This is a genomic window from Streptomyces sp. bgisy027 (assembly GCF_057710365.1).
In genome coordinates this window covers 66,343-85,116 of record NZ_JBYIVZ010000001.1, presented here as the reverse complement: position 1 = coordinate 85,116, position 18,774 = coordinate 66,343, and the positions used below count along the sequence as shown (strand labels likewise).

The following is an 18,774-nucleotide window of genomic DNA, read 5'->3' as shown; positions in this document are numbered from 1 at the left end:
GCGCGGGGAACTGCGCGACCGGCCCCAACGAACCGGTACTCGCGATACGCGCGAACCACCCCGGCGTTCAGGCGCCACGTCGCACCGCTTCCGCCGCAACGGCCCGGAACTGCCGAACCGTCCGATCCCACCGATACCGCGCAGCCCGGTCCCGAGCCGCCTTGCCCATCAGCTCCCGCCGACGCCCGGACAGAGCAAGCGTGCACCAAGCGGCGGCGAAGGACGATTCCCCGTGCGCAAGCACCCCCGTCTCCCCGTCCACGACGGAGTCCCGAAGCCCCGGCACATCGAAGGCGACCGTCGGCGTCTTTCGGGTCGCGGCCTCGGTGACGACGAGCCCCCACCCCTCGATCGCGGACGGATGCAGCAACAGCCACGCCGCACACAGCAGCCGGTGCTTCTCCGCCTCGGAAACATGCCCGGTGAACTCGACGCCGGGACCGGCGAGCGCCTGCAACCCGGCACGCTCGGGCCCGTCCCCGACGATGAGGAGCCGGCCGCCGGTCACCGGCCGTACCCGCTCCCACAACCGCAGCAGCAGATCGATCCGCTTGTACTCCACGAGCCGCCCGACGGCCACGAACAGCGGCTCCGGCGAACGGTCGCCCAGGGGGCCCGGCTCCTCGACCCCGTTGTGCACGACACGAATACGGTCCCGTTCGACACCGATCGCCCGCAGCGCGTGCGCGGTCGACGGGGACACGGCGACCAGCAGACCCTGCTGCTGCGCACCGGTGAGCGCCCAGTGCTCCAGTCTTCGTCCGAGCCGCGCGGCCGGCGCCAGCGGTCCGCCGAACCGCATCTGCCACAGATCGGTGTGCACATGGTTGACCAGGCACAGCGTGGGTCCGCGGTGCCACAGGGGAGCGAAGTACGGCATCCCGTTGCAGACCTCGACCAGCAGATCGCAGTCCCCGACCTGACGGGTGAAGGCGGATCTGGCGCGCAGGTAGTGACCGTACGAGCCGCCTGCCGAGACGACCCGGTAGTCGCGGTAGGACGCGGGGCCTCCGCACAGCAGGGTGACCTGGTGGCCGAGCCGGATGAGGCCGTCGGCCAGGCGGTCGACCAGCAGCTCGGAGCCGCCGGCGGATCGGTTGCCCAGGTCGCGATGGGCGAGAAAAACGATTCGGCGCGGATGTGGGGGGTGCGCCGGGGAGTGCTGCGACGCCCAGGGGAGAGCGGCGTGCAGGGGGGAGGGCACGTGCTGGGGCATGGGTGCTCCAACTCGTCTCAGGGTGCGGAACTCAGCGTGGGGGAGGGAGGGTTTGGGTTCCTGTGAGGGGAATCGAAGGTTTTCGGGCGTCTTACGGTCGTTGTGCGTGGGGTGTGGACAGGCTGTGTCCGGGTGGGGTTGGACAGTTTTCGCCCAGCGGTTCGCCACGGCTACTCACGGGCGTGACAATTTCCGGCTTTATTGGAGCTGACGTCACGTCACATTGTGGGCGAGGGCTGGGGCATCTCGACCGTCCCCGGCTCTTCCGGGCGCTTTCGCCCGCGTGCCACCAAAACCCCGCCCACCACCGCAAGCACGAATCCCGCCACAGCGGCACCGACGGGCAACGTCGTACCCACGAGCCGCAGCCGGTCGGTGTCCTCCCGCGCCTGCCGTACGGCCTCCTTCTGCGTGGCCGTCGTGAACGCGATCTTCTCGCTGTCCAGCAGCACCGCCGCGTCCTTGTCGCCGCCGGGCGCCCGCAGCGTGCGGCGCGGTCCGGTCTGCGCGTAGATCACCCGGCCGGTGCGCTGGTCCACCACCAGCACGAACCCGTGGTTGGAGTACCACTCCTCGGCCAGCACCTGCGGCCGGTTCGGCTCGCCGACGATGCTGCCGGGGACGAGCCGCGTGCCGGCCTTGCGGGGCGCGACCGTGGCGGTGAACCGGTAGCCCGTGTAGCCCTGGATCTTCTCGGTGCCGTCGTAGCGCATCGTCACCGTCGTGCCGCCGGTGTTGTCCCACCACTGGTAGGAGCGTTTCTGCACGTCGAAGGGGAACTTCAGATAGGCCTCGCCCTCGATGTACGGCTTCTCGCCGCAGCAGTGCACGGGCCTGGTGGTCCTGCGGTCCATCACCCAGCGGTGCGGGGTGTGGTCCAGCGCGTCGTGCGGGTCCGCGGCCGGCAGCGACTTGTCGGTGTCGACGGTGGTGATCACGTCCCAGACGGCGTCGCCGCTGCGCTCGCTCGCCGCCACGTCGCCCCGCACCCGCTGGGTGACGGTGATCCGCTGGTCGGGCACGGTCTCGATCTTGTCGGTGTCGAAGACACTCCCGGTGCCCTTGTAAACGGCGGTGGTGTCGATGTCGATGGGGTTCACGGCGGCCCGCGGGGTGACGTACCAGGCCAGCATCGGCGCCAGTACCAGCAGAAACGTGCCGAGGCCCAGCAGGATCAACGAGAGAGATGAGGCTGTACGGCGCATCCGGCACTCCTGGGGGGTTGACGCACGGTCGATGCTCGGTCGATGCCTGGCCGTTCTTGGGCCGGGAACCGTAGGCGTCCATTGACGGAGTGTCAATGTCTTGACGCGCTGTCACGGCTTGTCGAGACTGGGCCGACAGGCAGGGGTCGGGATCGGGCAAGCGACACCGGGGTGGGGAAACCTCCGGGACCTCCGGGACCGCCGGGACCTTCGGGTTCTCCGGAACCGTCGGGACCTCCGGGACCTTCGGACAGGAAGGCTGACCCTGCGATGCCCAGACTGCTCGCCGCCGCGCTGACCGTCGCGCTCGCCGCCGTTCTCGCGGTGGGAGCCGCGCTCGGCGTCGTCGCGCTCCTCGAAGCGACCCCCGACCAGCCGAACACCCCCTTGATCACCTACGAGCAAGCGGGCCAGGGGAGTTGACCGTGGCCGCCACCCGCTCCACGGCCTCGCCCGCCGCCACCCGCTCGGCCTGGCGTGACGTACCCCGCTTCCAGGTCCGTCGCTTCGCCGAACTGGCCATGGCGGACGCGCCCGCCCTCGCCGAGGAGATCCTGCGGGAGATCCAGCGCGAGTACCCGCATCTGCCGGTCGTCCTCGACGAGTCGGGCGAGCCGATGGCCCTGGTCGGCATACGGCGTGCGATCGAGGTCTTCGTCCAGCACCTGGAGACCTCGGAGGGCCGCCCGCGCGTCCCACCGGGCGTCTTCCAGGAGTTCGGCCGCGGCGAGGGCCTGAACGGCAGATCGCTCGACTCCCTCCAGGCGATCTACCGGCTGGGCGTACGGCTGGCCTGGCGCCGGTTCGCCGAGATCGGCCAGCGCGTCGACATCCCGCCGCCCGCGATGTACGAGCTGGTGGACGCCGGCTACGAGTATCTCGACGGCCTCGTCGACCAGTCGGTGCGCGGCTACGCCGAGGCCGCCGCGCGTCAGGCGGGCGAGCGGCTGCGTCTCCAGCGCCGGCTGATGGAACTGCTGCTGGCCGAACACCACCGGGGCGATCCGGCGGACGCCCTCTCCGAGCGCGCAGCCCGGATCGGCTGGCCGCTGCCCGAGAAGGTCGCGGTGGGCGTGCTGCTGCGGCCGGCCCGGGAGGCGCTGGCACCCGCCGTCGGACAGGGCGTGCTGCTCGACCTGGAGTACGAGCAGCCGCGCATGGTCGTCCCCGAGCCGGACGCGGCCGGCCGGCCCGAACTGCTGAACCGGGCGCTGTGCGGCTGGTCGGGCGCGATCGGCCCGCCGGTGCCGCTGGCCGACGCGGCGAAGTCGCTGCGCTGGGCCGAGGCCGCCGTCCATCTCATGGAACGTCGCCTGCTGCCGGCCGGCGAGGTCCTGTACTGCACCGAGCACACGGAGGCCCTCGTGCTCCTCCAGCCCGAGGAACTCATCGACGACCTGGCCGTCAGGTGTCTGGCGCCGCTGGAGCAGTGCGGACCCACCCACGGCCGACGGCTCGCGGAGACCCTGCTGGCCTGGCTGGAGACCAGGGGCGGCGCCCCCGAAGTGGCGGCCCGCCTGGGCGTACACCCTCAGACGGTCCGCTACCGGCTGCGCCAGATCCGGGAACTCTGGGGCGAGGAGATGGACGACCCGGACCGCCGCTTCGAACTGGAACTGGTGCTGCGGGCACAGCGGTTGAGGGGAGCCCTGGGCGAGACGCGCCGGTAGTCCGGGCCGGGTCACCCCGCTCCGGCTGCCGCTGCGTCCACCTTGCTTTCGGGTAGGGTGCCCGGTCGTTCAGGGCTGGGGTGAGTGCCCGGCCATCCTGGCCCAGGGCTGGGGCCTGCTCCGCCGGCGCACCCAGCACAAAGCCCCCGGCCGGGTCGAAGACGTTCCCGCCCCCTACACCTCCCTGCGGTGCAGCGCCTGCGGATGGATCGACAAGGACTCGCGCAAGAGCCAAGCCGAGTTCGTCTGTTTCTTCTGCCGCTTCACCTGCAACGCGGACACCAACGCAGCAACCAACGTCGCGGCAGGACAGGGCGGGATTCCCCGCCCCCGGCGCACAGCCGGTGCCGGAGGGACGACACCGCCCACACCGCGGTCGAGCGTCCGGGAACCTCAACCCACCTGGGTTGGAATCCCCCTCTTTTAAGAGGGGGAGGATGTCAACAACGCCTCACCGTCACCGTCAGCCCCGACGGCGACACCATCGAGGGCAGCTGGGAACAGTCCCCCGACGGGGAGCGGTGGACGACGGACTTCGACGTGACGTACGTCAGGCGCGGGAAGCCGCGCGACTGAGGCGGTACGGCGTCACCCCGCGCCGCCGGTCTCCTTCGCCGCCGCCCGGCGCGGTGCGGGCTGGTCCGCGCACGGCCATTGCCGGGGGAAACGAACTTTGAGTAGCCTGTGTTCGTTATCCCGATCGGCTGTTGAAATATCGAACGCAGCCGCACTGACGCAAGGGAGGGGCCGGACGTGGGACGCCTCGTACCAGCCGTGACGCGGGCTCTCGACATTCTTGAGCTCTTCCTCGACGGGGACGGCACGCTCTCCGCCCCCGACATCGTGCGCAAGCTCCAGCTGCCGCGCACCACCGTGCACGAACTCGTCACCACGCTCGCAGCCCGGTCGTACATCGTCCAGGTCCCGGGTCAGCCGGGACGGTACCGCCTGGGCGTACGGCCGTACCAGCTCGGGAGCCGATACGCCGAGCAGCTCGACCTTGCGGCCGAGGGACAGCAGGTCGCGCGGTCCGTCGCCGAGACCTGCGACGAGACCGTGCACGTGGCGATCCTCGAAGGCACGGACGTCATCTACATCGCCAAGGTCGACTCCACGCACGCGGTGCGGATGGTGTCCGCCGCCGGCCGCAGGCTCCCCGCGCACTGCACGTCCGTCGGTAAGATGCTGCTCGCCTCCCTTCCCGAGCCGGAGCTCGGCTCCCGGGTCCCCGACGGGGCCGAGCTCGTCGCGATGACTCCGAACAGCATCACCGACCCGGTCGCCCTGCGCGAGGCCCTCGCCTCGATCCGGCAGCGCGGGATCGCGGTGGAGAGCCGGGAGTCCAACCCGGACGTCTCGTGCGTGGCCGCGCCCGTGCGGGACCGCGCCGGGCAGGTCGTCGCCGCCCTCTCCATCTCCGTGCCCATGATCCGCTGGAGCGACGAGCGCCGCGCCGAGCTGGAGCAGCTCGCCGTGAAGGGCGCCGCCGAGCTGTCGGAGCGCCTCGGGCACCGGAGCGTGGCGTGAGCGCGGGCCACGAGATCGCGGTCCGGGCGGAGGCCGAGCTCGGCGAGGGCCCGACCTGGGACGCGCGCAGCGGCCGGCTGCTGTGGATCGACATCCTCGGGGCGCGGATCCACACCTTCGATCCCGTCTCCGGGCGGCGGACCGTCCGCACGGTCCCGCAGCACGTCGGGGCCGTCAAGCCCCGTGCCGGCGGCGGGCTGGTCCTCAACCTCCGTGACGGCGTCGGACTGCTCGACGCGGACGACAGCTTCCGCTGGCTGCACCACGAACCCGTGCCCGGCCGCCGAGCCAACGACGCCGCCGTCGCCCCCGACGGCTCCCTGTGGGCGGGCACCATGCGCTACGACGAGGCCCCCGGCGGCGGCAGTCTGTCCCGCTTCACCGGCGACGGTTCGGCCAGCCTCGTCCTCGACGACGTGGCGGTGAGCAACGGCACGGGCTGGAGCCCCGACGGCAGCCTCATGTACTACATCGACTCGCCCACGCGGCGCGTCGACGTCTTCGACCACGCGGACGGGCGGGTCGGCGAGCGGCGGACGTTCGTCGAGATCGAGGACGGCGCCGGGTTCCCCGACGGGCTCACCGTGGACGCCGACGGCTGTGTGTGGGTGGCCCTGTGGGACGGCTCGGCGGTACGCCGCTACACGCCGGGCGGCGAGCTGGACCGGGTCATCGAGCTCCCGGTGCCCCGGGTGACCGCGTGCGCGTTCGCCGGACCCGACCTGACCGACCTGTACATCACCACGGCCCGCGTCGGCCTGACGTCCCCGCTCCCGCTGTCGGGCTCGCTGCTCGTGGTCCCGGGTGCGGGGAAGGGGCTGGCCCAGCCCGCGTTCAAGGGCTGAAGCCCGCTAGCGCAGCCCCGCCGCCTTCAGTTCCTCCGCAGTCAACGGCGGTCCGCTCAACGCCGGTTTGAGCGGACCGACCAGGGCGGCGAGCGCGACGGACGGCGTCAACAGCGCTTCGGCCCCGCGCTCCAACGACGTCACATCGGTGACCCTCCGGGCGATCCGTCCGTTCCCGGTGGCGGTGTGCAGCAGCCGCCCGACATATGCGGCCACGATCCGGTCGCGCGGGGTGGGCCCGCCCGGAGTGGCTCCGGGATAGAAGACGTCCATCCCGAGGGCCAGGTCCCACGCCCCAGCGGCCGGTCGTGCCACCGCCCGCTGGATCCGGCGCGCAAGGCCGGAGGTTCGCGGGCCGTGGCGCCGTACCGTGTCCCGCAGGGCGACCGCTTCCTGGGCGGCCACGGACATTCCGTGGCCGTAGATCGGGTTGAGCGCGCACAGGGCGTCCCCGAGTACGGCGAAGTTCTCGGGCCAGGCCGGCATGCGCTCGTAGTAGTGACGTCGATTGGCGGTGGTGCGGGTGTGGGCCACGTCGGTCAACGGCTCTGCGAAGGTGAGCAGTTCGGCGATGATCGGGTGCCGAAGGTCCTCGCGCGCGTACCGGAGGAAGTCCTCCGTCTCGATACCGGGTTCGCCGCCCCGGGAGCCGAAGAGTGTGACGAGCCACCGGCCGTCCTCGACGGGTTGCAGGACGCCTCCGCACCCGGGCTTCCCGGCGCGAGGGTCCGGCTGGACATTGACCAGCGGGAAACCCTCACGCGCCCCTTCGGGTGCGCGGAACACCCGACTCGCGTACGCCACCCCGGAGTCGACTTCGCGTCGCCGGACCGCCGGCAGCCCGAGATCCGTCAGCCAGCGCGCCGCACGCGAGCCCCGTCCCGTGGCGTCGACGACCAGATCGGCGTTGAGTATCCGTTCGGGAGCAGCGGAGGACGAGGCGGATCGGTGGGCGGCGATCCGTATGCCCTTCACCGCCTCGTGCGTACCGATCAGCCCCAGCACCTCGGTCCCCTGGAGCAGTTCGACGCGTCCGGAGGCCAGGACCGCCGCCCGCACGCCCGCGTCCAGCAGGTCGCGACTGCACAGCAGCATGTGGTGCGACTCGGCCCACCGCCGGTACCAGCCGTGCGGTGACAGCGCCACCACGTCCGTGGTCACCGGCAACCGGTGCGCGCCCGCGTCCCGCAGTCGGCCGACGATGCCCGGAAGCAGCCCCTCCAGCGCGCCTGCCCCGCCCGACCACAACTGGTGGACGTGCCGCGCCTGCGGCAGGCCCCTGCGCGGCTCGGGACCGGTGGGCAGTACGTCGCGTTCCACTACGGTGACGTGGTCGACGACGTCGGCCAGCGCGCATGCGGCGAGCATGCCGGCGAGGGAGCCGCCGAGGACGACAGCGGTGGTGCGTTCAGTCATGTACGGGCACGTTTCCTCTCAGGGCGGCCGTACGGGCACGGACCGCTTCCATCTCGTCGCGGTGGCGGAGGGCGCGGGAGACCTCCCCGATGTCCCGCAGAAGATCCGCGGTGCCGGTGCCGCCGTCGCTGCCCTCGTCCGGGGCGTGGGTCCTGCGCTCTGCGGCGTCCTGGATGCTGATCGCGGCGGCGATCGCCTTCGCCCGCCCGGGCGCACAGCCGAGGCCGAGCGCGGCGTCGTACGACCGCCTGTTCAGATCCTCGTCGATGTGCCGGGCCAGCGGCAGCAGCACGTCCCGGATGAAGGTCTCCCGCCGGATCAGCCGCAGCTCCGGCGACGCACGCAGCACGAGCGGAAGGCCGTAGCCGTTGACGGACCGCATCAGCAGATAGAGCGGCCGTAGCTCGTGGTGGGCCAGGCGGACCCGCCAGCGGTCGTGCAAGTACTGGCCGGCGTGCGGCAGGATGAAGCCCACGGCGATCAGGATGGCGGACAGACAGGCGACCGGCGGCGCGAGGTCGGTGCTCAGCCAGTCCAGGTCGTGGCCCGTCCAGCGGGCGGTGACGGCGGTCAACTTGGCCGCGTCGAAGATCAGGTTGAGGGCATAGCCGACCCCCAGGCACACCAGCCCCCAGCGCAGCCAGGCGTCGAGTCCGTCGGTGCGCACCCAGTTCCAGATCAGCCGGGACGTGATGAGGACGGCCGTGCAGTGCGCGAGCAGGTAGAGCAGCGTCTCCTCGCGCATGAAAGGCGTATTGGCGTAGTACGTGTCCAGATCCCGTACCCGCTCCACGGGCGCGTCCGCGAGGGCGAAGAGCACCCAGAGCGCGACGATCACGCCGGAGTACGCGAAGACGACCAGGCGCATGACGCGGCGTGTCTCGGCACTGCGGTCGGACAGGCCGTTGCGCCACGCGATGATCAGCATGAGGCAGGACCCGCAGAACGCGGTGATGAGTGAGTACACCAGGGGCGCAGCGATGTTCGGCACGCCCGTGACGCGGTTGACCCACGCGATGGTGGCCGGGGCCGCGAAGACGAACACGCAGCAGGCGATCACCAGCAGACCGCCGACGGCGCGCAGTAACGGGTCGCGCCACAGTCGGACGATCGTGGGCAGCTTGATCGCCAGGGCCGCGGTCAGCACGACGGTGGGGATCCAGAACGATATGTACAGCTCGCCGAGGAAACCGGAGGGGTCCTGTCCCAGCAAGGTGTTCACCGCGTCGCCCTCCCGCTCCCGCGATATCCCAGTGAACGCTGAAGGGGGCCCGGAGTCCAGTCCCGGGCCCGCCCCGACAGCAGCGGCCGGAACGCCGCCGCCAGCCGGTGTCCGAAGTCGTCGGCCTCGGCCTCGTCCCGCTGCCGCGAGCCGTTGCGCGCGGCCACCGCGAGGGCCGTGACCTGCCAGCCGGGATTGCCCGCGAGGGCGTGCGCGGCGGCGCTGCCGTCGGTGTGGTGATGGCGGTGCCCGGCGTGCAGATGCCACAACTCGTGGCCGAGGACGACCAGTCGCTGCACCGCCTCCGCCCGCTCCTCGACGATCACCAGGTCGAAGTCCTGGAACTCCACGCACAGACCGGTCACTTCGATCTCGTCCGGGAACCGCTCGAACCGCAGCTCCACCGGCCGTCCGCCGCGCCGCGCGCTCATCTCCGCGCACAGCGCGCGGCACAACTCGCCGACGTCCGCCGGGGGGTGGGGTCCGGCCCGCACGGCCGCGCTGAGATCGGAGACCAGCTCCCGCATCCCGGCGGCGACGGGAGAACGCCGTGGCCGTAACGCCGCGGCGACCCGGGCCGCCCTCCTGCGCGCGCCCGCGATGTCCATCGCACCCCCTGTTCCCCCACCGTTCGGTCGGGCTGTTCGAGCCTACGCGGCGCGAAGTGTTCGCGTCATGCGATCCGACGACCGTCGTTCAACCGAGAACGACCGCCGGTGGTCGGAATTCATGCAGGAGGCATTGACTGGAAAGCGCTTCCACTCTACGGTCCCGTTCGAAGTTACGTGCGGAATTCGATATGTCGAACCATGAGGGCAGGCAACGGGACGACCTGACCTGAATCGCAGGCAACTTCTGGCCGCCGCCGGGGAACTGGGCGACCAGCCACGAACGACCCGCAGCCGCCCACGAGCCAGGAACCGCCCACCCCGAAAGGCGACCATGCACACCGCCCGCTTCACCCTCGACCCCGCCTTCACCGTCGGCGAGGTCAACCCCCGCCTCTTCGGCAGCTTCGTCGAGCACCTCGGCCGGTGCGTCTACACCGGCGTCTTCGAACCCGGCCACCCCACCGCCGACGACAAGGGCCTGCGCCAGGACGTCCTGGACCTCGTCCGCGAACTCGGCGTCACGGCCGTCCGCTACCCCGGCGGCAACTTCGTGTCGGGCTACAAGTGGGAGGACTCCGTCGGCCCCGCCGAGGACCGCCCCCGCCGCCTCGACCTCGCCTGGCACTCGACGGAGTCCAACCGCTTCGGCCTCTCCGAGTACATCGACTTCCTGCGCAAGATCGGCCCGCAGGCCGAGCCCATGATGGCCGTCAACCTCGGCACCCGCGGCGTCGCCGAGGCCCTCGAACTCCAGGAGTACGCCAACCACCCCGAGGGCACCGCCCTGGCCGACCTGCGGATCGCCCACGGCGACAAGGACCCCTTCGGCATCCGGCTGTGGTGCCTGGGCAACGAGATGGACGGCCCCTGGCAGACCGGCCACAAGACGGCCGAGGAGTACGGCCGCGTCGCCGCCGAGACCGCCCGCGCCATGCGCCAGATCGACCCGCGCGTCGAACTCGTCGCCTGCGGCTCCTCCAGCCAGTCCATGCCGACCTTCGCCGAGTGGGAGGCGACGGTCCTCGAGGAGACGTACGACCTGGTCGACCACATCTCGCTGCACGCCTACTACTGGCCCGAGAACGGCGACATCGACTCCTTCCTCGCCTCCGCCGTCGACATGGAGTCCTTCATCGACAACGTCGTCGCCACCGCCGACCACGTGGGCGCCCGGCTGAAGTCGAGGAAGCGGATCAACCTCTCCTTCGACGAGTGGAACGTCTGGTACCTGCCCGAGTGGGAGGCGCACGCCAAGACCTTCGAGCAGCACGACTGGCCCGAGGCCCCGCGCCTGCTGGAGGACAACTACAGCGTCACCGACGCCGTCGTCTTCGGCTCGCTCCTCATCGCCCTGCTGCGCCACGCCGACCGCGTCACCGTCGCCTGCCTCGCGCAGCTCGTGAACGTCATCGCCCCGATCATGACCGAACCGGGCGGGCCGGCCTGGCGGCAGACGACGTTCTTCCCCTTCGCGCAGGCCGCAGCCCACGGCCGCGGCCGGGTCCTCGACGTCCGCGTCGACTCCCCGACGTACGAGACGAGGAAGTACGGCGAGGCCGACCTGCTGCACGCCACCGCCGTACGCGCCGACGACGGCTCGGTCACCGTCTTCGCCGTCAACCGCAGCCGCACCGAGGAACTGCCCCTCGACGTCACCCTGAACGGCCTCGACGTCACGCGCGTCATCGAGCACAGCGCCCTCGCGGACGCCGACCCGGACGCCCGCAACACCCTCGACGACCCCGAGCGGGTCGCCCCGCACCGGGCCGGGGGAACGGCGCTGCGGGACGGCCGGCTCACCGCCGTACTGGAACCGCTGTCGTGGAACGTGATCCGGCTGGGCTGACCGGCGGGGCCGGGCCGGATGAGAAATCCTCATGGGCCCCAAGGCCGCGCTCAGGTCCCCTCAGGCTGCGCTCGGCCCGGGACCCTGCTGTCGCCCTCCATGCGCACGCTGATCCTGCTCGCCCTCGCGGGCCTCGGTGCCCAGCTCGTGGACGGCAGCCTCGGCATGCCTACGGGGTGACCTCGACCACGCTGCTGCCGGCCATGGGCACCCATCCCGCCGCCTCCGCCACCGTCCATCTCGCCGAGATGGGCACGACCCTGATGTCCGGGGCCGCGCACTGGCGCTTCGGCAACGTCGACTGGAACGTCGTCACGCGGATCGGGGTGCCGGGCGCGGTGGGCGCGGTGGGCGCGTTCCTCGGGGCGACGGTGCCGTCCCGCCTTTCGACCGAGGTCGCGAAGCCGGTGATGTCCCTGATCCTGCTCGGGCTGGGCGGGTACGTCATGGCCCGGTTCACCTTCCGGGGCCCGCCGAAGGACCGCCTGGGCAAGCCGCTCAGGCGCTGGTTCCCGGCCCCGCTCGGGCTGCTCGCCGGCACCTGACCGAGCAGTGCCATGCGGCACCGGCCCCCCCGCTGTCAAGGTCGCCTTGTGGCCGTCCGCCACCGTGTCACCACGTGCCGTGAGGGCCACTGGACCAAAGGACGCGCCTCGTCGCCGCAGCACAGCCGCCCGCTGTGAATGACCTCGCGCCCTGTGTACGAGTCGTCGGTGACCGTTACACCCGTGTGCACTCGCACAGGGAGGCGCACCGCGAGGGAGTCGCGCTCTGCGTTTCGCGTCATGTGCGGGGAGTTGAGAGCGCCGCCGGCGGCGGGTGGGTGTGCGGATGCGAACGGCCCGAGGGGTGAGCGGCTCAACTGCACCGTAAATGGCCGGAGTTGGCCCCTGTCGGGCCACATCCGGGGCTCTTACGATGCGTACGCCTTCGACCTTCACAGGAACCTCACTGTTTCTTCAAGGATTCAACGAAGACTCGACGGGACCGAAAGGGGTCGGGGGCGCAGCCACCCCCCATTCCCCGAGGAGAGATCCATGGCACGTGGACTCCTGAGATTTCTGCTGAGCGGCGGCTCGCTGGCCGCTCTTCTCGTCGCGGCATTGCCCGCGCAAGCGTCCCCGGCGTTCGAAGACCCGCCGCCGGACAAGATCGTCATCAAGGTCGCCACGGTGAACGGCTCCGGCTGCCCCCAGGGCACCACGGCCGTCGCCGTCTCCGAGGACAACACCGCGTTCACGGTGACGTACAGCGACTACCTCGCCCAGGCCGGCGGTAACTCCGACCCCACGGCGTTCCGTAAGAACTGCCAGCTCAGCCTGGTCGTGCACGTCCCCGGTGGCTTCACCTACGCCATCGCCAGCGCCGACTACCGCGGCTTCGCCGCCCTCCAGCCCGGCTCGAACGCCATGCAGAGGGCGTCGTACTACTTCCAGGGCTCGCCGGACACGCAGTTCCGCAACCACGCGTTCAGCGGCCCCCTCAACGACAACTGGCAGGCCACCGACGAGACCGACTGGGCCCAACTGGTCTGGGCGCCCTGCGGGGTTCAGCGCAACTTCAACATCAACACCGAGCTGAGGGTGAACCTCGGTTCGTCCTCGCCGAGCAAGGTCAGCTTCATGACCATGGACTCGACCGACGGCGACATCAGCACGGTGTACCACCTGGCATGGAAGCAGTGCCCGGGCAAGTAGCGCGCGCGTAGGGCCGCGCCCGCCGGGAGAGGCGGGCGCGGCCCGGTCGTAGGGGTCGGGTCGGTGCCGGCTGGCTCTCCGCGCCCAGGGTCAGGGTTCCCGCGCAGTCGGCGGAGGCCGAGCTGCCGAGCGCGGTCAGCGTCAGCAGGCCGGACGCGGCGCCTGCGTCGTCGTAGATGCCGTCCTGGGCGAGGGTGGTGCGGGGTACGGTGCTGGCGGCGTAGGTGGCCAGGGCCGCGACCCGCGTGGTGATGGTCTCGCCGAAGAAGAGCCGGCCGGTGTGGAGTTCATGGCCGCCGGTGAACGAGCCGTCGGCGGTGAGCGTGACGTCGGTGTGCACCCTGACGTGGATGTGGACGCGGCGGCCGCGGTACCAGCGGGCACCGCGGAAAGCGATGCTGCTGGTGGGCTGTCGGTTGGGCGAGACGAGTGCCCGTCAAGTTGCTTGCCGGTCTTTCGGTACGACCGTCCCGGCTACTTGGACTCCACGCGCCCGACGGCGTCCGGGCCCCTCGTCAGCGCGTCGCTCGCCACGCGCCAGGCGTCGTCGGCGGGGTCGAAGCGGGTGCAGAGGTAGGCCGGGACGAGACGGCCGAGGGCGGCCACGAGCGCGGGGTTCTCGTCCGTGGTCTCGGCGGCGTCGTAGCCGGCGATGCCGCCGAGTCCGTGCTCGGCGCCGAACAGGGTGAGCAGGGTCTTGGGGCCGGGCGCGAGGGCGTAGGGGTCGGTGTGCCAGTCCGGTCCGGCGTCCGTGAAGTGCCGGGGGTCGTCCTTGTCGCCGACGACGACCAGGGCGGGGGCGGTCATGGTGGAGAAGTCGGACGAGTGGACGAACGAGATGGCCTCCGCCATGGGACCGTTCAGGACGTCGGCGCCGCCCCTGCCGGGCGCCGCGAGCAGCACGCCCGCGGTGATGCGGGGCTCGCGCAGGTCCACCGCTTCCCCCGTCTCGGGGTCGGTGTTGCGGGCGCCCAGCAGGAGGCCAGCGGTGTGGCCGCCGAGCGAGTGCCCGGCGACCGCGACCCGGGCGCGGTCCACGCGTCCGGCGAGCTGCGGCACGGCGCCCTCGATCGCGTCGAACCGGTCGAGGACGTGCGTCATGTCCTCGGCGCGCGCCCGCCAGAAGAAGGGTGCCCCGGGGGCGTCGGCGACCAGGTGGCTCAGGGTCCTGGAGCTGAGGTGGGTGGGCTGGACGACGACGAAGCCCTGCGCCGCCCAGTGGTCGGCGAGTGGTGCGTAGCCGTGCAGCGAGGAGAGGTGGTTCGAGGGGCCGTGCCCGTGCGAGAGGAGGATGACGGGCAGGTCGGTCCCGCTCGCCGGCGCGGTGACGCGCAGGTGCAGATCGACGGGGCGGCCGGGGATCGGCAGCACCACCGGGCCGTACGACATCACGGGTACGGGCGGGGCGACGGCGGTGCTCCGGGTGGGTGCGGGCATGACGCGTTTCCCTTCACGGGCGGGGGTGGGCAGGGTGGTCGGAAGCGCCCGGCTCGACTAACCTGAACCGGAACGCTGCTCCACTTAGTATCCGGAACACTGTTCCGTTTTGTCAACGGCGCCAGAGGAATGCCTGATGTCCACCGAGAACCCGGCCGGGAAGACGCCGGCCCGAACCAAGCGGGCCGACGCGCAGCGCAACCAGCAGACGCTGCTCGCCGCGGCCGCCGAGGTCTTCGTCACCTCGGGCGTCGACGCGCCGATCCGCCAGATCGCGGCCAGAGCGGGCGTCGGGATGGGGACGATCTACCGCCACTTCCCGACCCGGGCGGACCTCGTGACCGCCGTCTACCGCCATCAGATCGAAGCGTGCGCCGAGGCCGGCCCGAGGCTGCTGGCCGCCGCCGACTCCCCGTTCACCGCGCTCCGCGAGTGGATCGACCTCTTCGTCGACTTCCTGGTCACCAAGCACGGCCTCGCCGGCGTACTGCACTCCGACAGCGCGGGCTTCGAGACCCTGCACACCTACTTCCTCGACCGCCTGCTCCCCGTCTGCACCGACCTCCTCGAAGCCGCCGCAGACGCCGGCGAGATCCGCTCCGGCATCGAGGCCTACGAACTCATGCGCGGCGTCGGCAACCTCTGCATCGGCGCGGACAACGACCCGCGCTACGACGCCCGCCGACTGGTGGAACTCCTCGTCATGGGGTTGCGCGGGCCGGTCTGACGGGTCGGTGTGTGATGCGGTGAGGGTGTCGCCGATCGACGCGGACGGTGCGTGCCGCGCGGCCGGAGAGCTCCCCGGGCCCGGCCCTGCGGTGAGCTGTCAGTCCGTCCTGTTGCGGTCGAGCAGGTCCTGGATGTCGGCGGCGATGGCGCGGCCCTGTTCCCCGACCGGCGTCAGGAGCCTGACGATCACCACGTACGCCAGTGGACCTGGCTGAACAACACGTGCCAACAGCGGAAGCTGACGCCGGTGCGGTGCAACGCCCCAGGGGCGCGGGGAACTGCGCGACAAGCCACAACGGACCCGCGGTCGCCCACGTACAACACCTCTACGGCGAGACGGCGCTACCCGACCTGTCCCATCCCCGCCGCATTCGGCCAACTCTGACTGTTCGGCCACCCCGTGGCCGGCGCCGGAGTCAACCCCGGCCCCGTGGTACCCCGCACCTGCGCGGCCGTAAGCCCCCCACGCGCCGGCACCCCCGGCGGCGTGGGCCCGGCCGGCGGCACCACGGCCGCGGCCGGTGCCGCGGGCGAGGGGAACGACATCGGCGCAGGGGCGGGCGCGGGCGTCGGCGTGGGTACGGGAGCCGGCGCCGGCATGGGCGCGGGCATCGGCGTCGGAGCCGGCGCAGGGGCAGCCGCCGCGGCCGGAGCCACCGGGACCGGTGCCGGCATCGGCATGCCGCCCCCCTGTGGCACCGCCTGCGGCTGAGGCGCCGTCACCGCAGTGGCCTGCGCGGCAAGACCCGGCAGCCCCGCGCCGTTGGTGGAGCTGACCAACCGGTCCACGGCCGCCGTACCCGAGCTGTAGTTGGTCCCTGTACCCAGCTCGGGTACGGCGGCTCCCCTCCTGGACCCGTAGAGCACCTGCTCCAGGCCGGACACCAGGCGACGCACATCCACCTGGGGGCGCACCACGAGTCGCAGGAAGCGGCTGGACGAACCGATCTTGTTGCCGCACTCGCGGACCAGGATCCGGTGCTCGGTGAGCAGCCGGTCGCGGACCACGGTGCCCTCGGCGCCCACAGGCAGGCGCACGAAGAGGAAGTTGCCCTGCGACGGGTAGACCGTCAGGCCGGGCAGCTGGGCCAGGTGGCTGGCCATGTCGAGGCGGTCGCGGCGCACCTGGTGCAGGCTCTGCGCGTACTCGGCGCCGTGGTTCTTCAGCATGAACACCACGTGCTCGGCGAACGCGTTGAGGTTCCACTTCGGCAGCATCGAGCGGACCATGCCGGCCAGTGCCGGGTTGGCGACGAGGTAGCCGAAGCGGATGCCGTGCAGGCCGAAGTTCTTGCCGAGGCTGCGCAGCACGATCACGTTCGGGCGCAGCATCGCCTCCTGGACGACCGACGGCTCCTGCTCGGCGTCGGCGAACTCCAGGAAGGACTCGTCGATGATGACCAGGTCGAGGTCGGCCATGGCGTCCATGAACTGCACGAGCGCGTGCTTGTGGAGGTAGCCGCCGTCGGGGTTGTTGGGGTTGCAGATGACCGCCACCCGGGTCCCCCTGGCCCGGATGAACTCGGCGTACTGCGCGAGGTCCAGGGCGAAGCCGCTGGACTCCTGGAGCGGGAACATGTCGACCCGCTTGCCGGTCTCCATGGGCTGGTCGGTCCAGCGGCCGAACGTGGGGACGGGGATGGCGAGGGACTCCCGGACCATCAGGTGGTCGATCCAGGTGATCAGCTCCGTGGAGCCGTTGCCCATCGCCACGCACTGCGGCGGAAGCTGGAGCAGGCTGCACAGTTCGGCCGTGATCGTGTCGGCGCTGCTCGGGTAGAACGTGATGATGTCCCGCAGCTTCTCCGCCATGTCCTGGAACATCTCGGGGGTGGGGAAGTACGGGTTGCAGGGAATGCAGAAGTCCACCGGACCGGCCCCGTCGCCGCCCTCACGTGTCAGCGCCGCCATCGACGGGCTGTGTGCCGCGGTACTGCGGAACAGCGAGGTGACGTTGTCGGCCATGGAACCTCCGTATGGGGCGGGCCCGGTGGGGACGACCGGGCCCGTCGTCTTTGGGTGGCCCGCGCGGGGGAGCACGGGCCGCCCTTACATACGGAGACCGGGGTGGCGCTGTTCAACCAATGGGAAGTCGGTGAGAACTTGTGCGCCACCTGTGAAGAACCGCCAGAACGGACGGTTCGGCCGGGCTCGGCGGCTGATCCGGACTCAGCGGCTGAACGAGTGGATCGTCGTCGACCGGTACGTCTGCCCCGGTCGCAGTACCGTCGACGGGAACGACGGCTTGTTCGGCGAGTCCGGGAAGTGCTGCGTCTCCAGGCACAGCGCGTCCCCCTGCCGGTAGGTGCGGCCGCCGGTGCCGACCAGGGTGCCGTCGAGGAAGTTGCCGGAGTAGAACTGCAGGCCCGGCTCGGTGGACGCCATCCGCAGGGTGCGGCCGGAGGAGGGGTCCTTCAGGGTCGCGATCCACTCGGGGCGCGGCGAGATGCCCTTGTCGAGCACCCAGTTGTGGTCGATGCCCTTGCCGTACAGCAGCTGCTGGTGCGCCTCGCGCAGGTCCTCGCCTATCCGCTTGCTGCGGCGGAAGTCGAAGGGGGTGCCGGCGACGGGGGCCAGCTCACCGGTGGGGATGAGGCCCGAGTCGACGGGGGTGTAGCGGGAGGCGTCGATCTTGAGCTCGTGGTTCTCGATCGTGCCGCTGCCCTCGCCCGCGAGGTTCCAGTAGACGTGGCTGGTGAGGTTGACGACGGTGGCCCTGTCGGTGGTGGCCGCGTAGTCGATGCGCCAGTCGCCGTACTTGGTGAGGGTGTACGTCACCTTCACCTTGAGCGTGCCCGGGTAGCCCATCTCGCCGTCGAGGGACGTGTAGTACAGGTGCAGGCCGACGTCGGAGCCCTTGGCGAACGGCTCGACGTCCCACACCCGCTTGTCGAAGCCCTTGGCGCCGCCGTGCAGGCTGTTCTCGCCGTCGTTGACGTTGACCTGGTAGGCCTTGCCGTCGAGGGTGAACTGCCCCTTGCCGATCCGGTTGCCGTAGCGGCCGATCAGCGCGCCGAAGTACGGGCTCCCCGCGACGTAGTCCTCGATGTTGTCGAAGCCGAGGGAGACGTTGGCGTGGTGGCCGCGCCGGTCCGGGATCTCCAGGGACTGCACGACGCCGCCGTAGGAGAGGACCTTCATCCGCGTGCCGCCGTTGGCCAGCGACCAGCTGTACACCTTGGTGCCGTCGGCGAGCCTGCCGAAGAGCGACCTCACCGGCGTCCGGCCTCCCGTGGCGTGCGCGCTGCCGATGGTCGCGGCGGTGATCCCCGCCGCCGCGGCTCCGGCTATGACCGTGCGTCTGCTCATGTCCATGTGCGGCTCCTGCTCAGGAAGTTGAAAGGGCCCCGCCT

At 71.2% G+C, this 18,774-nt stretch carries 17 protein-coding genes and 1 pseudogene; 9 read left to right on the top strand and 9 right to left on the bottom strand.

Annotated elements, in window-relative coordinates; all coding sequences use genetic code 11:
* Positions 1 to 67: 67 nt before the first annotated feature.
* Both AC3ETA_RS00380 and pgfA read right to left on the bottom strand, forming a co-directional pair.
* Entirely contained in the window at positions 68 to 1,216 is a 1,149-nt protein-coding gene (locus tag AC3ETA_RS00380; protein WP_432190769.1) for a glycosyltransferase family 4 protein, read from the bottom strand.
* Positions 1,217 to 1,434: 218 nt separating this feature from the next.
* The gene (pgfA, locus tag AC3ETA_RS00375; RefSeq protein WP_432190768.1) at positions 1,435 to 2,421 is read right to left on the bottom strand and encodes a cell envelope lipid trafficking protein PgfA; all 987 of its coding nucleotides are present in this window, start codon (positions 2,419 to 2,421) and stop codon (positions 1,435 to 1,437) included.
* Positions 2,422 to 2,691: 270 nt separating this feature from the next.
* Between pgfA and AC3ETA_RS00370 the strand changes: the two genes are divergently transcribed.
* The 5 genes from AC3ETA_RS00370 (at position 2,692) to AC3ETA_RS00350 (ending at position 6,463) form a co-directional block, all read left to right on the top strand.
* On the top strand, positions 2,692 to 2,844 hold the full coding sequence (locus tag AC3ETA_RS00370; RefSeq protein ID WP_163016988.1) for a hypothetical protein: 153 nt from the start codon (positions 2,692 to 2,694) through the stop codon (positions 2,842 to 2,844).
* Positions 2,845 to 2,846: 2 nt separating this feature from the next.
* Positions 2,847 to 4,091 (top strand): PucR family transcriptional regulator, encoded by a 1,245-nt coding sequence (locus AC3ETA_RS00365; RefSeq protein WP_432190767.1) that lies wholly within the window; start codon positions 2,847 to 2,849, stop codon positions 4,089 to 4,091.
* 25 nt (positions 4,092 to 4,116) lie between these two features.
* The gene (locus tag AC3ETA_RS00360) at positions 4,117 to 4,518 is read left to right on the top strand and encodes a zinc ribbon domain-containing protein (RefSeq protein ID WP_432191046.1); all 402 of its coding nucleotides are present in this window, start codon (positions 4,117 to 4,119) and stop codon (positions 4,516 to 4,518) included.
* Positions 4,519 to 4,844: 326 nt separating this feature from the next.
* Positions 4,845 to 5,618, top strand: coding sequence for an IclR family transcriptional regulator (locus AC3ETA_RS00355; protein WP_432190766.1), 774 nt, complete (start codon positions 4,845 to 4,847; stop codon positions 5,616 to 5,618).
* A complete protein-coding gene (locus AC3ETA_RS00350) occupies positions 5,615 to 6,463 on the top strand; it encodes an SMP-30/gluconolactonase/LRE family protein (protein ID WP_432190765.1) in 849 nt (282 codons plus the stop codon). Before AC3ETA_RS00355 ends, AC3ETA_RS00350 begins: the two co-directional genes overlap by 4 nt.
* A 6-nt stretch (positions 6,464 to 6,469) precedes the next feature.
* Here the strand turns inward: AC3ETA_RS00350 and AC3ETA_RS00345 are convergent, their stop codons facing one another.
* From AC3ETA_RS00345 to AC3ETA_RS00335, 3 genes are read right to left on the bottom strand one after another with little or no spacing between them, the layout of a single operon-like run.
* On the bottom strand, positions 6,470 to 7,879 hold the full coding sequence (locus tag AC3ETA_RS00345; RefSeq protein WP_432190764.1) for an NAD(P)/FAD-dependent oxidoreductase: 1,410 nt from the start codon (positions 7,877 to 7,879) through the stop codon (positions 6,470 to 6,472).
* Entirely contained in the window at positions 7,872 to 9,101 is a 1,230-nt protein-coding gene (locus AC3ETA_RS00340; protein WP_432190763.1) for an MAB_1171c family putative transporter, read from the bottom strand. Before AC3ETA_RS00340 ends, AC3ETA_RS00345 begins: the two co-directional genes overlap by 8 nt.
* Complete coding sequence (locus AC3ETA_RS00335) at positions 9,098 to 9,709, bottom strand: toxin-antitoxin system, toxin component family protein (RefSeq protein ID WP_432190762.1); 612 nt, start codon at positions 9,707 to 9,709, stop codon at positions 9,098 to 9,100. Before AC3ETA_RS00335 ends, AC3ETA_RS00340 begins: the two co-directional genes overlap by 4 nt.
* 334 nt (positions 9,710 to 10,043) lie before the next feature.
* Between AC3ETA_RS00335 and arfA the strand changes: the two genes are divergently transcribed.
* From arfA to AC3ETA_RS00320, 3 genes are all read left to right on the top strand, one after another.
* Positions 10,044 to 11,558: an arabinosylfuranosidase ArfA gene (arfA, locus tag AC3ETA_RS00330; protein WP_432190761.1), complete on the top strand. Its 1,515-nt coding sequence runs from the start codon at positions 10,044 to 10,046 to the stop codon at positions 11,556 to 11,558.
* 176 nt (positions 11,559 to 11,734) lie between these two features.
* The gene (locus AC3ETA_RS00325) at positions 11,735 to 12,103 is read left to right on the top strand and encodes a sulfite exporter TauE/SafE family protein (RefSeq protein WP_432190760.1); all 369 of its coding nucleotides are present in this window, start codon (positions 11,735 to 11,737) and stop codon (positions 12,101 to 12,103) included.
* 492 nt (positions 12,104 to 12,595) lie between these two features.
* The gene (locus AC3ETA_RS00320; RefSeq protein WP_432190759.1) at positions 12,596 to 13,255 is read left to right on the top strand and encodes a DUF4360 domain-containing protein; all 660 of its coding nucleotides are present in this window, start codon (positions 12,596 to 12,598) and stop codon (positions 13,253 to 13,255) included.
* Between the two features lie 76 nt (positions 13,256 to 13,331).
* Here the strand turns inward: AC3ETA_RS00320 and AC3ETA_RS00315 are convergent.
* Positions 13,332 to 13,631 (bottom strand): annotated as a pseudogene (locus tag AC3ETA_RS00315) (peptidase associated/transthyretin-like domain-containing protein); the annotation flags it as partial.
* A gap of 98 nt (positions 13,632 to 13,729) precedes the next feature.
* Entirely contained in the window at positions 13,730 to 14,692 is a 963-nt protein-coding gene (locus tag AC3ETA_RS00310; RefSeq protein WP_432190758.1) for an alpha/beta hydrolase family protein, read from the bottom strand.
* 136 nt (positions 14,693 to 14,828) lie between these two features.
* On the opposite strand from AC3ETA_RS00310, the gene AC3ETA_RS00305 reads away from it, so the two are divergent.
* On the top strand, positions 14,829 to 15,419 hold the full coding sequence (locus AC3ETA_RS00305) for a TetR/AcrR family transcriptional regulator (RefSeq protein WP_432190757.1): 591 nt from the start codon (positions 14,829 to 14,831) through the stop codon (positions 15,417 to 15,419).
* 344 nt (positions 15,420 to 15,763) lie between these two features.
* On the opposite strand, the gene AC3ETA_RS00300 is transcribed toward AC3ETA_RS00305, so the two are convergent.
* Positions 15,764 to 17,386, bottom strand: a complete 1,623-nt coding sequence (locus tag AC3ETA_RS00300; protein ID WP_432190756.1) for a pyridoxal phosphate-dependent aminotransferase — start codon at positions 17,384 to 17,386, stop codon at positions 15,764 to 15,766.
* A gap of 204 nt (positions 17,387 to 17,590) precedes the next feature.
* Positions 17,591 to 18,736 (bottom strand): aldose epimerase family protein, encoded by a 1,146-nt coding sequence (locus AC3ETA_RS00295; protein WP_432190755.1) that lies wholly within the window; start codon positions 18,734 to 18,736, stop codon positions 17,591 to 17,593.
* Positions 18,737 to 18,774: the final 38 nt, after the last annotated feature.

Excerpts from the sequence above, each read along its gene's own strand:
- AC3ETA_RS00380 (WP_432190769.1), bottom strand. The coding sequence starts at position 1,216 with ATGCCCCAGCACGTGCCCTCCCCCCTGCACGCCGCTCTCCCCTGGGCG.
- pgfA (WP_432190768.1), bottom strand. The coding sequence starts at position 2,421 with ATGCGCCGTACAGCCTCATCTCTCTCGTTGATCCTGCTGGGCCTCGGC.
- AC3ETA_RS00370 (WP_163016988.1), top strand. The coding sequence starts at position 2,692 with ATGCCCAGACTGCTCGCCGCCGCGCTGACCGTCGCGCTCGCCGCCGTT.
- AC3ETA_RS00345 (WP_432190764.1), bottom strand. The coding sequence starts at position 7,879 with ATGACTGAACGCACCACCGCTGTCGTCCTCGGCGGCTCCCTCGCCGGC.
- AC3ETA_RS00335 (WP_432190762.1), bottom strand. The coding sequence starts at position 9,709 with ATGGACATCGCGGGCGCGCGCAGGAGGGCGGCCCGGGTCGCCGCGGCG.
- arfA (WP_432190761.1), top strand. The coding sequence starts at position 10,044 with ATGCACACCGCCCGCTTCACCCTCGACCCCGCCTTCACCGTCGGCGAG.
- AC3ETA_RS00320 (WP_432190759.1), top strand. The coding sequence starts at position 12,596 with ATGGCACGTGGACTCCTGAGATTTCTGCTGAGCGGCGGCTCGCTGGCC.
- AC3ETA_RS00310 (WP_432190758.1), bottom strand. The coding sequence starts at position 14,692 with ATGCCCGCACCCACCCGGAGCACCGCCGTCGCCCCGCCCGTACCCGTG.
- AC3ETA_RS00305 (WP_432190757.1), top strand. The coding sequence starts at position 14,829 with ATGTCCACCGAGAACCCGGCCGGGAAGACGCCGGCCCGAACCAAGCGG.
- AC3ETA_RS00300 (WP_432190756.1), bottom strand. The coding sequence starts at position 17,386 with ATGGCCGACAACGTCACCTCGCTGTTCCGCAGTACCGCGGCACACAGC.
- AC3ETA_RS00295 (WP_432190755.1), bottom strand. The coding sequence starts at position 18,736 with ATGGACATGAGCAGACGCACGGTCATAGCCGGAGCCGCGGCGGCGGGG.